This window comes from Hydrogenophaga sp., from assembly GCF_026125825.1.
Taxonomy (GTDB): domain Bacteria; phylum Pseudomonadota; class Gammaproteobacteria; order Burkholderiales; family Burkholderiaceae_C; genus Hydrogenophaga.
This window is the reverse complement of sequence record NZ_JAHCKK010000020.1, coordinates 12712-26933: the sequence shown is the minus strand read 5'-3', so window position 1 is coordinate 26933 and position 14222 is coordinate 12712. Positions and strand designations below refer to the sequence as shown.

The window sequence follows — 14222 nt, the reverse complement described above, 5'->3', positions numbered from 1 at the left end:
CGGCCCCGGGCCTTTGGCGTTGTCCTGATCCCGAACCTGTTGGAGACCTCCCGTGTTCATTTCCTCCGCTTACGCCCAAGCCGCTGCCGCTGGCGACACCCAATCCACCCTGCTGGGCATGCTGCCCCTGGTGTTGATGTTCGTGGTGCTGTATTTCGTGATGATTCGCCCCCAGATGAAGCGCCAGAAGGAGCACAAGGCCATGGTCTCCGCCCTGGCCAAGGGCGATGAGGTCGTCACCGCCGGTGGTTTCCTGGGCAAGGTGTCCAAGATCGGCGAGATCTATGTGGGTGTGGAACTTGCCGACGGCATGGAAGTCCAGATGCAACGCACCGCCGTCGTGCAGGTGCTGCCCAAGGGCACGATCAAGAGCGTCTGAGCAAGCCGGCCCGCGCCGCCGTGCCGGCCCGGGCCCTTCAATTGCGCTTTCGCCTTCGCTGAACAACTCCAGGCCTCAGGCCCGGCTTCACCATGAACCGTTATCCGCTGTGGAAGTACGCGATCATCCTGGTCGCCCTGCTCGTCAGTGCGCTCTATGCGCTGCCCAACCTGTTTGGGGAGTCGCCCGCCGTGCAGGTCTCGGCGGCCCGGTCCACGGTGCGCATCGACGCTGCCACGGTCACGCGGGTGGAGCAGGCGCTGGCGGCGCAGAACGTCCGCAGCACACGCATCCAGCTCGACGCCAACTCGGTCAAGGCCCGATTCGACAGCACCGACGACCAGCTCAAGGCGCGCGACGCGCTGGAGAAGGCGTTCAACCCCGATGCGGCCGATGCCGGTTACGTGGTGGCCCTCAACCTGCTGCCCCGCACGCCCGGCTGGCTCGCCTCGCTGGGCGCATCGCCCATGTACCTCGGCCTGGACCTGCGCGGCGGCGTGCACTTCATGTTGCAGGTCGACATGCAGGCGGCCCTGCAGCGGCGCGCCGACGTGCTTGCCACCGACTTGCGCACGCTGCTGCGCGAAAAAGGCCTGCGGCACGGCGGCATCAACCGCAGCGGCCAGACCATCGAGCTGCGCGCCGGTGACGCCCAGACCCTGGGCGCTGCACGCGACCTGATCCGCACCCAGTTCGCCGACCTTCAGGTCGCCGAGACGGCCGATTTCCGGCTGGTGGGCACCATCAGCCCCGAGGCCGCGCGGCGCGTGCAGGAACAGGCGCTCAAGCAGAACATCACCACCCTGCACAACCGGATCAACGAACTCGGCGTGGCCGAGCCGGTGATCCAGCAGCAGGGCGCCGACCGCATCGTCGTCCAGCTGCCCGGTGTGCAGGACACGGCCAAGGCCAAGGACATCCTGGGTCGCACCGCCACCCTGGAAGTGCGCATGGTCGACGAGAGCATGGAGGCCCAGGCGGCCGCGCGCGGCACCGGCCCGGTGCCCTTCGGCGCCGAGCGTTATCCCGAGCGCGGTGGCCAGTCCGTGGTCGTCAAGCGCGAAGTGCTGCTCACCGGCGAAAACCTCACCGACGCCCAGGCCGGCTTCGACAGCCAGACCCAGGAGGCGGCCGTGCACCTCACGCTGGACGCCAAGGGCGCGCGCGTGTTCCGCGACGTCACGCGCGAGAACGTGGGCAAGCGCATGGCCATCATCCTGTTCGAAAAGGGCCGGGGCGAGGTGGTCACCGCACCGGTGATCCGGGGCGAGATCGGGGGCGGCCGGGTCCAGATCTCGGGCGCCATGACCACCGTGGAAGCCAACGACACCGCGCTGCTGCTGCGCGCCGGATCGCTGGCCGCGCCGATGGAAATCATCGAAGAGCGCACCATCGGCCCGAGTCTGGGGGCCGAGAACATCACGAAGGGCTTCCACAGCGTGCTGTGGGGCTTCATCGCGATCGTGGCTTTCATGTGCATCTACTACGCCATGTTCGGCGTGTTCTCCAGCATCGCGCTCGGCTTCAACGTGCTGCTGCTGGTGTCGCTGCTGTCGATGCTGCAGGCCACCCTGACCCTGCCCGGCATCGCCGCCATGGCACTGGCACTGGGCATGGCCATCGACTCCAACGTGCTGATCAACGAGCGCGTGCGGGAAGAACTGCGTCGAGGCGCTTCGCCGCAGATGGCCATCAACGCTGGCTACGACCACGCTTGGTCCACCATTCTGGACTCCAACGTCACCTCGCTGATTGCCGGCATCGCGCTGCTGATCTTCGGTTCCGGGCCGGTTCGCGGCTTTGCCGTCGTGCACTGCCTGGGCATTCTCACCAGCATGTTCTCGTCGGTGTTCTTCTCGCGCGGCGTGGTCAACCTCTGGTACGGCCGTCAGAAGAAGCTCAAGTCCGTTTCCATCGGGACCGTCTGGCGTCCCGATGCCTCGAACGCCACGGCCAAGGCCGACTGATCAGGACCCCACGCCATGGAATTCTTCCGCATCCGCCGCGACATCCCGTTCATGAAGAACGCGTTGTTGCTCAACGCGATCTCCTTCATCACCTTCATCGCCGCCGTCTTCTTCCTGACCACGCGGGGTTTGCACCTGTCGGTCGAGTTCACCGGCGGCACCGTGATGGAGGTGGCCTACGAACAGCCGGCCGACCTCACCTCGGTGCGCAAGGTCATCGAATCGCTGGGCTACGCCGATGTGCCGGTGCAGAACTTCGGCACTTCGCGCGACGTGCTGCTGCGCCTGCCGGTGCAGGCGGGCCAGACGTCCGGCCAGCAAAGCGAGACCGTGCTCGCGGCCCTCAAGGCCCAGAACCCGGCTGTCGAGCTGCGCCGCACCGAGTTCGTCGGCCCGCAGGTGGGCCAGGAGCTGGTGACCAACGGCCTGCTGGCGCTGGGACTGGTCATCGTGGGGATCATGATTTATCTCGCGTTGCGCTTCGAGTGGAAGTACGCGGTGTCGGCCATCGTGGCCAACTTGCACGACGTGGTCATCATCCTGGGCTTCTTCGCCTTCTTCCAGTGGGAGTTCTCGCTGGCGGTGCTCGCGGCGGTGCTGGCGGTGCTGGGCTATTCGGTCAACGAGTCGGTCGTGATCTTCGACCGCATCCGCGAAACCTTCCGGCGCCAGCGCAAGATGAACACGCAGCAGGTGATCGACCACGCGATCACCTCCACCATCAGCCGCACGATCATCACCCACGGCTCCACGCAGGCCATGGTGTTGTCCATGCTGGTGTTCGGCGGACCCACCCTGTTCTATTTCGCCTTGGCCCTGACCATCGGGATCTGCTTCGGCATCTACTCGTCGGTGTTCGTCGGTGCCGCGATGGCGATGTGGCTGGGCATCAAGCGCGAGGACCTGGTCAAGACCAGCAGCAAGACCGAAGGCGATCCGGACGACCCGAACGCCGGCGCTGTCGTATAAGCGCGAAAGCGCGCAGCCTATACAGCGTGCTTCGCGCGCCTGACGCCTGTGGATGAATCCATTCGTGTCATACTGCACACATTGTGTCGCCGCCCGATCAGCACGTTTCATCCCTGGCCAAACAGGCACGTGAACTCTTCGTGGTTCATGTGGGACGGGCGCTTCCCGAATGGGTCAAGGTCTGTGACACGCGGCTGACCTCGATCCTCGATCAGGCCGGGTCCGCGCGCGACATGCAGGCCCGCCGTGACGCCTGGACCGCCTTCCAGAAAAACCAGACCACCTGGCTCAATCAGAGCCGCAAAGCACTGCAGCGTTCGCTGCTGCCGCGCTTCTCCAACTCTGGCAGCCCCACCAGCGTGTCGGGCCAGCTGGAACTGGTGGCCGAAGGCGCGATCGACGACCAGATCCTGGCCTCGCGCCTGGCGATGCAGGTGCTCGACAAGTCGTCCACCGAACTCAACGAACTGCGCCTGCGGGTCCAGCATCTGGAAGGCCGGATGGAGCTGCCGCGGGGCGACGTGCTGTTGCCCGATGTCACGGCCCGCATTCTGGTGGACCAGTGGCTCGACGCGCACATGACGCGGGAGGCCTGGGTGCTGGTGCAGGACGCGCTGGCGCCCGTCATGGCCGCCAAGCTGTATGAGGCCTACAAGGCCGCGAACGAGTTTCTGGTGGCCAGCGGGGTGATGAAGGAAATCGACCTGCAGGCCCTGGTCAGGCGAGTGCCTGGCAGCCGCAGCGAAGGTTCACCGGTCGTCCGCCGCGATGCGTCGGCAGCGGCCGCCACGGCATCGCGCGCGATGGCCCCAGGGCAGCGGATGGACGGCGGGTCGGCGGCCATGCCCGCCTCCGTGCCCGGCGCTGTCTCGGGCATGGGCCCCGGCTCGAACTTCGGTGCGGGTCGCTCGGGCGTGCCTTCGTCGGGCATGGGTGTGCACGATGAAACCCGGCTCATGACGGGCACGTCGCCGCTGGCGCGGGCGCGCATGCGGGCGCAGGGCGTGGTCGGGCGCCTCAAGCGCATGCTGATCGATCGCGTCGGAGGCGATTTCGAGGCCACGCAGCTGTTGCCTCCTTCGCCCCGTCTGCAGCAGGCGATCCAGCAGCAGGTGGCGTCACCCAGCGTGGCCGCGGCTCTCTATGTGTCCGGCTCCTCGGGCATGGGCGCGGTGCATGTGGAGCGGGTCGCCTCCTCGTTGCGACAGCGCACCGCCGAGCTCAAGCAGGCCGCGAGCACGCCGACCGAAAAGGCCACCATCGAAGTGGTGGCGCTGATGTTCCAGAGCATCCTGGCCGAAGAGCGCATTCCGCCGAGCGTGCGGGTCTGGTTCGCACGGCTGCAGATCCCCGTGCTGCGCGTTGCGCTGGCCGAACCCGAGTTCTTCAGCGCCCTGCAGCACCCGGCGCGCCGGCTGATTGATCGCATGGGCTCTTGCGTGATGGGCTTCGAGTCCAATGTGGGCTCGGCCGCGCTGGAGGCCGAGATCAAGCGCGTGGTGCAGGTGATCGAGCAATACCCCGAAACCGGGCGGCGCGTGTTCCAGCTCGTGTTCGACGAGTTCCAGAAATTCCTCTCCACCTACCTCAGCGAGCAGGGAAGCGCCAGCCGCTTCGTGAGCGTTGCGCAGCAGGTGGAGCAAAAGGAAACCCTGTCGGTGCAGTACACCATCGAGTTGCGCAAGCTGCTCGACGAGATGCCTGTGCGCGACGAAGTGCGCGACTTCCTGTTCAAGGTGTGGGTCGATGTGCTGGCCGTGGCCAGCGTGAAGTACGGCCTCAAGCATGAGGAGACGACCGCGCTCAAGCAGGTGGCGTCCGACCTGCTGTGGGCGGCCAGCGCCAAGCCCAACCGCAACGACCGCGCCCGCGTGATCCAGCAGCTTCCCGGTCTGCTGCAGCGACTGCGCCATGGCATGGGGCTGCTGGGTTTCCCGACCTCGCTGCAGGACCAGCACATCAAGTCGGTGAGCGACACGCTGGCCGATGCTTTCATGTCGCGCACCGAGCCCATCTCGCAGGAAAGCCTGGACAACCTGTCCGACCGTCTGGCGAACCTGGAAGACTACCTGCCGGCCAACGGCGTGGGCGACCTCGATCTGGACACCGAGAGCATCGAGATGATCACTGGCGTGGACGCCAGCAACATCGAGGTGATCAACCAGGGGGGCAGCCAGCCCAACGAGGCGATGCGTTCGTGGGCGGTGGAGCTGCAGATCGGATCGTGGTTCGGCCTGGACCACAACGGCAAGCTCAACAGCGTGCAGCTGGCCTGGCGCAGCGAGCGCGGTCAGCTCTACCTGTTCGTCACCAACGGCGGGCGCTGTTTCCTGATCCAGTCGATGCGGGTGGCCTCCTACCTGCAGGCCGGTCTGCTGGTGCCGAGCGAGGAAGAGGCCCTCACCGTGCGCGCCACGCGCGACGCCATGGCCAAGCTCGAAGCGAATCCCGAGCGCCTGCTCAACTGAGCCGGCCCGCCCAGGCTCAGCCCTGGCCTTGACGCTGCAGCAGCCCGCCGGGCAGGCGGGCCACATCGCCCGCCAGTTCCAATTCGAGCAGGCGCGCCTGCAAGTGGGCCGTGTCCAGTCCGGTGCGGGCCTGCAAGGCATCCAGGCTCACCGGGTCGTGGCCCATGGCGCGCAGCAGGCTGTCTTCGCTGGCCCCTTGGCTGTGGTCCGGTCTGGCGCGCTCGTCGGGCGCTGACGGGTCGGCGAAGTGCAGGTCTTCCAGGATGTCCTGTGCCGACTCGACCAGCTTGGCGCCTTGGCGGATCAGCGCATGGCAGCCCCGCGATTGAGGTGCGTGGATCGAGCCCGGAATCGCGAACACTTCCCGCCCCTGCTCCACGGCCAGCCGGGCCGTGATCAGCGAGCCCGACTGAACGGCCGCCTCCACCACCAGCGTGCCTTGCGACAGGCCAGCGATGATGCGGTTGCGCTGCGGGAAATGGGCGGCCAGCGGCGGCGTGCCCAGCGGGTACTCGCTGACGAGGGCGCCTTGCGCACCGATGCGATGGGCCAGCGCCAGGTGGCGCTTGGGATAGACCCGGTCCAGCCCGGTGCCCACCACGGCGACCGTGGGAGCGCCAGCGAGCATCGCGCCATCGTGCGCGGCCCCGTCCACGCCCAGCGCCAGGCCCGAGACCACACAGACCCCGGCCTGACCGAGCGCCTGGGCGAACTGGCGGGCGTTGATCTCACCTTGGGGCGTGGGGTTGCGGCTGCCGACGATGGCCAGCCGCCGGGGATGGTGCAGCGCCTGCACGCTGCCGAGCACGTACAACAGCACCGGCGGATCGGCCATCTGCAGCAGGTCGGGCGGATAGAGCGGATCGCCCAAGGTCAGGATGTGGCGGTCCGGCGCTTCGGCCAGCCATGCCAGCGTGCGATCCACCTGCGCGTCGAGGTCTTCGGGGGGGTGTTCCAGCGCCCTCGCCGCGCGGGCGCCGACAACCGTCTGCCAGGCCGAGGCGGGTTGAGCGAAGACCGCTTCAGGCAGGCCAAAGGCCGCGAGCAGTTTTCGCGCGGAGTCCAGGCCCACGCCCGGCGTGAGCAGCAGCCGCAACCAGGCGGCCAGCTCGGTTCGCTGCATCGCGCCGATCAGGGGTTGACGAAGCGGTCGCCGACCTTCACCCCGTCGGTGATCTGCAGCACCAGGGCGTACGACACCTTGTCGAAGGTGCGAAACACCATCATCAGGCCGTTGCGCTCGCCGGGCAGGCGCAACTGCGGGCGGGTCTGGTCGGTGGTGTCGGTGACGAGGCTGCTCTCGCGTTGCAGCGCCAGCACATGACCGCGCTCGATGCCATGGGCGCGGCCGCGGTTGATGGTCACCACCTGGTTCTGGGCGGCGTAGCGCACCGCGTTGCCATACACCGAGACGATCTGCCCGCTTTGCGGTGCGTCGGGCGCGCGCGGCACGAAATTGCTGAGCTCGCGTTCAGGCTCGGGCAGCAGCCGGTCGCCAATGCGCATCTCTTCCTTGGCCGCGACGATGTCGAGGGAGGCGGGCACGATCTCGGCCGGCCCCTTGCCGTTGCCATCGGCCGCCGGGCGCTGGGTTTCGCTGGTCACGAGCTGGGCCTTGCCCACGTACTGGGCTTCATAGCCCAGGATCTCGCTGGTGGTGGGGTCGCGCAGGGGCGTGGCATTGCGGAACACGCGGTAGTCGATCGACTGGCCGTCCACGATGCGCAGCGGTTCGTTCTGCGGGCCGTCGCCGTACAGGGCTCGCGCATAGGCGCGATCGCCGCGCGTGAGCAGCACGCGGTTTTCTTGCGTGGCCACGATGCGCGGTGCGCGCGCGAACGTGGCTTCGTCCACGATCATGGGTTCGGCCAGGAACGACTCGATGGCCTGCAGCGACACCGGCGGGATGGCCGAGTCGCCCAGGCTTTCGTACCGGGTGCGGGGTGACACGCGCACCGTGGCGATGTCGCCATTGCCACCGGGGCGGGTGCTGAGGATGGCGCGGTCGCCCGACTTGATCAGGTACAGCATCTGCCCGGGGTAGATGCGGTGCGGGTTCTGGATGTCCTGGCGGTTCATGCCCCAGAGTTCGGGCCAGCGCCACGGCGTCTTGAGGAACACGCCCGAGATCGCCCACAGGGTGTCGCCGCGCTTGATGGTGTAGCTGTCGGGCGCGTTGGGCGCGAGCTCGGACAGCGGCACGCCGCTTTGCGCCACCTGGTCGGCGGTGGCGCGTTGCCCGGCGGTGATGGGGAAAGTCTGCGCGAGGGCGCTGCCGGTGATCGAGGCGACCAGCAAGGCGGCGGCGCAAACCAGCGAACGTCGCTGGCGCAAGGAAAATAGGTCGGCGGACTGGCGGGTTTGCAATGGCATGAAATGGCCCCTGAGCGGCGAGCGCGTCTTGACAAGTCGCTTTTGATTTTGCGCCCAAGCCATTGATTGGGCAACGTATATGGCGCAGGGATTTCACGCGCCGTCGCAAAAGTGGCGAAAATAGCGACATCGTCCTCCGCCTGTCACCGGCTTGCCGCCAGCCGTCGCCCCGCGACAATGGACGCCCCTGTCTGGACCTGTTCCGAACCCACCGATTTTTCATGAATTCGCCCTCGCTCCTGCCCATCCTGCGCTACCCCGACCCGCGCCTGCACACCGTGGCCAAGCCGGTCCAGGCGGTGGACGATCGCATCCGCTCGCTGATCGAGCAGATGTTCGAGACCATGTACGACGCCAATGGCATCGGCCTGGCGGCCACGCAGGTGGACGTGCACGAGCGACTGATCGTGATCGACGTGAGCGAGACGCGCGACGAGCGCCTGGTCCTGATCAATCCGGAAATCGAGTGGGCGAGCCCGGAGAAGCGCAAGGGTGAAGAGGGCTGCCTGTCGGTGCCCGGCATCTACGACGGCGTCGAGCGGTCGATCGCCGTGCGCGTTCGCGCGCTCGATGGCGACGGCGTGGAGCGCACGGTCGATGCGCAGGGCATGCTGGCGGTGTGCATCCAGCACGAGATGGACCATCTGCTCGGCAAGGTCTTCGTGGAGTACCTCTCGCCGCTCAAGCGCGATCGCATCAAATCCAAGCTGGTCAAGGCACAACGAGAGGCTCTGCGCGCATGAACATGTCATTCACCACCTCGCTGCGTGGCCTCTTCGCGGTGAGCGTGCTGGCGCTGGCGGGCTGCTCGTTGATGCCCGAACAGGTGGCCACGGGCACGCCGCGGCCAGAGATCGAGGCGCGGCTGGGCCGGCCGACGCTCATTCACGCGCTGCCCTCCGGCACGCGCCTGCAGTACTCGGGTCAGCCTTCGGGCCCATGGGTGCACAACCTCGATCTCGGGCCGGATGGCCGTCTGGTGCGGTACGAGCAGGTGATGGACGCGGGCTGGCTGCTGCGGCACATCGAGATCGGCCGCTGGACGCGCGAGGACGTGTTGCGCGGCCTGGGGCCGGCCATGGTGGAGCGCGTGGCGCGCTTCGATGGCGAGGTCTGGAGTTACCGTTTCCTGGAGGCCACGCGGCCGCGCCTGGTGCATGTGCACCTGGACCCGGCGGGCGTGGTGCGGCAGCTGATGTTTTCCGACGACCAGGTGCTCGGCGATCCCGTCGACGCCGTTTCCCACCCGTGATGCCGCGCGGCATCGCGTCTTCGGCTCCTTTTCCTTGCCATGAACCTGATTTTTGCCGGCACGCCGGAATTCGCGCGTGTGGCGCTGGAGCGCCTGCTCGCCGCCGGCTTTCGCGTGCCGCTGGTGCTCACCCAGCCCGATCGCCCGGCCGGCCGTGGCATGAAGCTGCAGCCTTCGCCCGTCAAGCAGCTCGCGCTGGAACGAGGGATCGCCGTGGCGCAGCCGCGCAGCCTGCGGCTCGATGGCAAGTACCCGGAGGACGCGCGCGCGGCGCGTGAAGCCATCGAGGCCGCGCAGGCCGATGCCATGGTGGTGGCCGCGTACGGGCTCATCCTTCCCCAATGGGTGCTGGACCTGCCGCGCCTGGGCTGTCTCAACATCCACGCCTCGCTGCTGCCGCGCTGGCGCGGTGCGGCGCCGATCCACCGCGCCATCGAGGCGGGCGACGCGCAGACCGGCGTGACCATCATGCAGATGGACGCGGGCCTGGACACCGGCGACATGTTGCTGATCGAACGCCTGCCGATCGAAGCCGAAGACACCACCGGCACGCTGCACGACCGCCTGGCCGCGCTGGGCGCTCGCCTGGTCGTGGAGGCGCTGGAGATCGCCGCCTGCGGCGGCCTCAAGGCCGAGAAACAACCCGCCGAAGGCGTGACCTACGCGCACAAGATCGAGAAGGCCGAGGCCGCGATCGACTGGGCTGCACCGGCCGGGACGCTGGCGCGCCGTGTGCGGGCATTCAACCCCTTCCCGGGCGCGGCCACGTCGCTGGCTGGCGAGGTCATCAAGGTCTGGGCCGCGCATGCCGAAAGCGGGTCGGCGCCGGCCGTGCCCGGCCAGGTGCTGGCGGCCGATGGGAGCGGCATCCGCGTGGCCACCGGCGGTGGCGTGCTGGTGCTGACCGAGCTGCAGCGCGCGGGCGGCAAGCGCCTGGCGGCAGCGGACTTCCTGCGCGGCTTTGCGCTCGCGCCCGGCCAGGTGCTCGACGCCGCGCCCTTGCCGCCAAAGGCTCGCTGATGTTCCATCGCCGTGAATACCGCGACCGTCCCGAGTACTGGGACGGCGTGCGCGACCAGGTCTCGGTGGCCATGGGCATCGGTGCCTGGGGCCTGATGACCGGCGTGGCCATGGTGCAGTCGGGCCTGTCGGCGCTGGAGGCCGTGCTCATGACGCTGATCGTCTACGCCGGCAGCGCGCAACTCGCCGCCGTGCCCATGATCGCCGCAGGCGCACCGCTGTGGGTGATCCTGGCGGCGGCGTTCTGCGTGAACCTGCGCTTCGTGGTGTTCTCGGCGCACCTGAGGCCCTACCTGATGCACCTGCCGCGCTGGGAGCGCCTGATCAAGGGTTACATCACGGGCGACCTGAGCTACGTGTTCTTTGCGCGCCGCTACCCCCACCCGGGCGCCAACGAAGAAGAGCTGGCGCAACAGCAGGCCTACCTCATGGGCAACTGCGCCGTGAACTACGTCGCCTGGATGGGGGCGAGCCTGGTCGGCATTGCGCTGGCCAACGCGATCCCCGTGGCCTGGGGCCTGGGATTCGCGGGCATCCTGGCCCTGCTGGGTGTGCTGTGCTCGCTGGCCTCATCGAAGCTGCGCTTCGTGTCGGCAGGCGTGGCTGGCGCGGCGGCCGTCGCGGCCTGGGCGCTGCCGCTCAAGCTCCATATCCTGGTGGCGATCGCCAGCGCGGTGGCGATCTGCCTGGTGCTCGAAAAACTCAGGCCCCAGGCGCCGGGCCAGGGAGCGCACCATGTTTGACCTCGACCCCTGGACCCTGCTCACCATCGTCGCGCTGGGCGGCATCACCGTGATCACGCGCGGCTTCTTCTTCATCTCCAGCAGGCCCTGGAGCCTGCCTCATTGGGCCCAGCGCGGCCTGCAGTACGCGCCGATCGCGGCGCTGGCGGCGGTGATCGTGCCCGAGATCGTGATGAACCAGGGCGAGCTCATCACCACCTGGAAGGACGCGCGCCTTTTCGCTGCGGCCGCCGGCATGGCCTGGTTCTTCTGGAAGCGCGGCGTGCTCGGCACCATCGTCTGCGGCATGGCGGTTTACCTGCCGCTGCGCCTCGGCCTGGGCTGGTGAAGCCTGGCGCCGTGGTTCAACGGTGCCACTGCTTCTGGTAGGCCCACTGCGTGTAACGCGCATGCGTCTGGGCCTTCTCCACCAGGGCCGGCTGGCTCTCGGTGCTGTCCTTCAACTGGCCATCCAGGTAGCTCATGACGCGCGGCGGGCTGTCGGGTTGCAGCACCGCCACGGACGAGCCTTCCATGTAGGCCTGGATCTTGTCGAACTGCAGAATGGCGCGGCCGGGACGGGCTCGCTGGGCCGGGTCGCTCAGGTCGCGGCCGGTCAGGGGCACGTCGCCACTGAGGCCCATCATGGAGATCAGCGTGGGCGCGAGGTCGATCTGGCTGGCCACCGTGCGGATGCGCTCGGGTGAGCGGACCGCACCACCCAGGATCACCCCCGGGATGTGGAAGCGCTCGATGGGGATCACCGAAGGGCCGTACACGCGCGAGTTGTGGTCTGCGACCACGAGAAAGAGGGTGTTGTCCCAATAGGCGGACTTTTTTGCCTTCTCGAAGAAGCGGCCCAGGGCGTGGTCCGCGTACTTCACCGCGTTGTTCACCGTGTTCTTGGGTTGCTCGTACAACTCGAAGCCCCCGTCCGGAAACTCGAAGGGCGCGTGGTTGGACGAACTGAACACCAGGGCGAAGAAGGGTTTGTCGGCGGGTTGCTGGCTGAAACGCTCGTGGGCCACATCGAGCAGATCGCCGTCGGACGCACCCCAGGTGGCCATGAAGGCGCCGGCGGGCATGTCCTTCTGCTCCACGACGCGGTCGAAGCCGTTGCCCATGAAGTAGCTGCGCATGTTGTCGAAATGCGACTCGCCGCCGTAGAAGAAAGTGGACTCGTAGCCCTTGGGTTTGAGGAAGCTCGCCAGCGTGAAGAAGTCACGCTGCGATCTGGCGAGCTTCACCGTGCTCACCGCCGAGGTGGGAGGAAAGCCCGCCACCACCGCCTCGATCCCGCGCACCGAGCGCGTGCCGGTGGCGTAGAGGTTGTCGAACCAGATGCCCTCGTCGCCCAGGCGGTCCAGGTGGGGTGTGAGCGGCAGGCCGCCCAGGCGGCCGACGAACTCGGCGCCCAGGCTTTCTTCGAGCACGATCACCAGGTTCAGCGGCCGCTCGCGCGGGTGCTGGCTGACGAGTGGGTGCCGCAAGGGCGACGCGGGGTCGGTGAAGGCGCTGGGCGGCAAACCCGTTTCGCGCCGCACGATGTCGATCACGCGCTCCTGCGGCATCTCGGCGTAGGTGATGCCGCCTTCTTCGGCCTTGCGCGACTGGTAGATCGCGTACGTCACGGTGTAGAGCGAGCTCAGCGGCAGTTCGTTGACCAGGTGGTCCGTGGTCACGGCCGCGGTGGCGGGGTTGGCCGGGCGATGCCCCAGCGCGCCGCGCGCGCAGAGCGCGAGCACCAAAAAGCACAGCACCGACAGCAACAGGGCCTGCCAGATCCGCAGGGTCCCGGGTGGGCTCGGCGCAGGCCGGGTCAGCCGTGCATAGGCCCAGCCCATGCACGGCAGCAGCACCGCCGTGGCAAGCAAGTGCGCCCCATAGTCCTTCAGCAGCGTGCCACCCACTTCCTTCGCATAACCCAGGTATTCCACGAAGAGGTAGTTGGGCCGGCTGTCGTACTGCAGCACAAACGCGGGGGTGGCCAGTTCCATGAAGACCACGAGCAACACCGCGATGCCGCCGTACACGCGCAGGAAGACGCTCCATGCGCGCTGGCTGCCTGGCCGGGTGGCCATCCAGGGCGTGAGCGTGGCGGGCAGCACCCAGGCCAGGCCCATCAGCACCGCATCGAAGCGCAGGCCCTCCCACCAGACCAGCGGCCCGGCCTGAGCCTGGGCGATGCGGTCGGCCTGCCACCAGGCCAGCCCGGCGCGCGACAGCCACAGCACCGCCAGCATGCACGCCATTGGCATGAGGAGGGGGCGCAGCACGGCGAGGATGTGGGTCGCAAGGGGACGGCGAGGGGGGCGCTCGGCTGGCCCCACCGCCGGTGCGCGCGGTGCGCTCTTCGTTGGGGTCAGCCACGGCTGGGCCACCCGCCAGCCCACCCAGGACACGGCGGCGGACATCAGCAGCGTCCACAGCGTGTGACTCGGAAAATGCGCGCCCCGCAAGGTTTGCACCGCGCCGGCCAGTAGGCCGACGAACAGCACGGCGGCAAGCCAGCGCAGGCCGGTCGCGCGCAGGCGATCGGGGGTGGTGCCGCGCGGCGCGTCCAGCCAGGGCAGGCACAACCCGATGAAAGCGAAACCGCTGGACGCATGGCCGCCCGGGAAACAACGCCCGGGACCGCCGTCGGCCACGCCCCAGGCCCAGTGCGACACCCAGCGGGCCGCTCCGCCATAGGCCTGAAGGTCCCAGGGGCAGCTGGTCTGGCTGGCGTTCTTCACCAGGTTGACCGCCAGCAGCGACAGTGTCGCCAGCGCCACGACGGTCCAGCGCTCGCGCCGGGGCAACCGCCCCCCTGGCCAGCACGCCCATGCCAACAGCAGCAGCCAGAAGCCCGTCATGACCTGCCGCAGGCCGTCGTGCAGCACGCGCGACAGCAGCCAGTTGTCCTGCAGCGCAAAGCCCTCCGGGCTACCGATGGCGCGCATCGAGGCCATGTCCAGGCCGCTGAGGTCCCAGAGCAGGGTGAGGGTGAGCAGACCGAGCAGCCAGGTCGCTGGAGACGATCGGAGTGGGCCGGAGACCCAGCCGGGGCGTGACAGTGCATGCATGGCCCGG

Annotated in this window: 12 protein-coding genes; 9 read left to right on the top strand and 3 right to left on the bottom strand. The window is 68.1% G+C overall.

Translation table 11 applies throughout. The annotated features are described in order from the left end of the window. The first annotated feature begins 52 nt into the window (after positions 1 to 52). The 4 genes from yajC to KIT86_RS09485 all read left to right on the top strand — a co-directional run bounded on the left by yajC (position 53) and on the right by KIT86_RS09485 (position 5783). Positions 53 to 379 (top strand): preprotein translocase subunit YajC, encoded by a 327-nt coding sequence (gene yajC / locus KIT86_RS09500; protein ID WP_291121741.1) that lies wholly within the window; start codon positions 53 to 55, stop codon positions 377 to 379. 92 nt (positions 380 to 471) lie between these two features. Beyond that, complete coding sequence (gene secD / locus KIT86_RS09495) at positions 472 to 2346, top strand: protein translocase subunit SecD (protein ID WP_297397632.1); 1875 nt, start codon at positions 472 to 474, stop codon at positions 2344 to 2346. 15 nt (positions 2347 to 2361) lie between these two features. Continuing rightward, positions 2362 to 3315, top strand: a complete 954-nt coding sequence (secF, locus tag KIT86_RS09490) for a protein translocase subunit SecF (protein WP_297397630.1) — start codon at positions 2362 to 2364, stop codon at positions 3313 to 3315. Between the two features lie 83 nt (positions 3316 to 3398). Beyond that, complete coding sequence (locus KIT86_RS09485; RefSeq protein ID WP_297397627.1) at positions 3399 to 5783, top strand: DUF1631 family protein; 2385 nt, start codon at positions 3399 to 3401, stop codon at positions 5781 to 5783. Positions 5784 to 5799: 16 nt separating this feature from the next. On the opposite strand, the gene dprA is transcribed toward KIT86_RS09485, so the two are convergent. Both dprA and KIT86_RS09475 read right to left on the bottom strand, forming a co-directional pair. Beyond that, entirely contained in the window at positions 5800 to 6906 is a 1107-nt protein-coding gene (gene dprA, locus KIT86_RS09480) for a DNA-processing protein DprA (protein WP_297397625.1), read from the bottom strand. A gap of 8 nt (positions 6907 to 6914) precedes the next feature. Continuing rightward, on the bottom strand, positions 6915 to 8156 hold the full coding sequence (locus KIT86_RS09475) for a LysM peptidoglycan-binding domain-containing protein (RefSeq protein ID WP_297397622.1): 1242 nt from the start codon (positions 8154 to 8156) through the stop codon (positions 6915 to 6917). A 221-nt stretch (positions 8157 to 8377) separates the two neighbouring features. Between KIT86_RS09475 and def the strand changes: the two genes are divergently transcribed. Genes def through KIT86_RS09450 form a run of 5 tightly spaced genes read left to right on the top strand, consistent with a single transcriptional unit; the run spans position 8378 to position 11499 of the window. Further along, the gene (def, locus tag KIT86_RS09470) at positions 8378 to 8899 is read left to right on the top strand and encodes a peptide deformylase (protein WP_297397620.1); all 522 of its coding nucleotides are present in this window, start codon (positions 8378 to 8380) and stop codon (positions 8897 to 8899) included. Then, the gene (locus tag KIT86_RS09465; protein ID WP_297397618.1) at positions 8896 to 9408 is read left to right on the top strand and encodes a hypothetical protein; all 513 of its coding nucleotides are present in this window, start codon (positions 8896 to 8898) and stop codon (positions 9406 to 9408) included. Before def ends, KIT86_RS09465 begins: the two co-directional genes overlap by 4 nt. Before the next feature lie 39 nt (positions 9409 to 9447). After that, positions 9448 to 10428, top strand: coding sequence for a methionyl-tRNA formyltransferase (gene fmt, locus KIT86_RS09460; RefSeq protein WP_297397616.1), 981 nt, complete (start codon positions 9448 to 9450; stop codon positions 10426 to 10428). Further along, complete coding sequence (locus tag KIT86_RS09455) at positions 10428 to 11171, top strand: AzlC family ABC transporter permease (RefSeq protein ID WP_297397614.1); 744 nt, start codon at positions 10428 to 10430, stop codon at positions 11169 to 11171. Before fmt ends, KIT86_RS09455 begins: the two co-directional genes overlap by 1 nt. Continuing rightward, a complete protein-coding gene (locus KIT86_RS09450) occupies positions 11164 to 11499 on the top strand; it encodes an AzlD domain-containing protein (RefSeq protein ID WP_297397612.1) in 336 nt (111 codons plus the stop codon). The genes KIT86_RS09455 and KIT86_RS09450 overlap by 8 nt, the downstream gene beginning before the upstream one ends. Positions 11500 to 11515: 16 nt before the next feature. Here KIT86_RS09450 and KIT86_RS09445 read toward each other — a convergent pair whose 3' ends face one another. Further along, positions 11516 to 14215 carry a sulfatase-like hydrolase/transferase gene (locus tag KIT86_RS09445; protein WP_297397610.1) on the bottom strand — a complete coding sequence of 900 codons (2700 nt, stop codon included), beginning with the start codon at positions 14213 to 14215 and terminating at the stop codon, positions 11516 to 11518. Positions 14216 to 14222 lie beyond the last annotated feature (7 nt).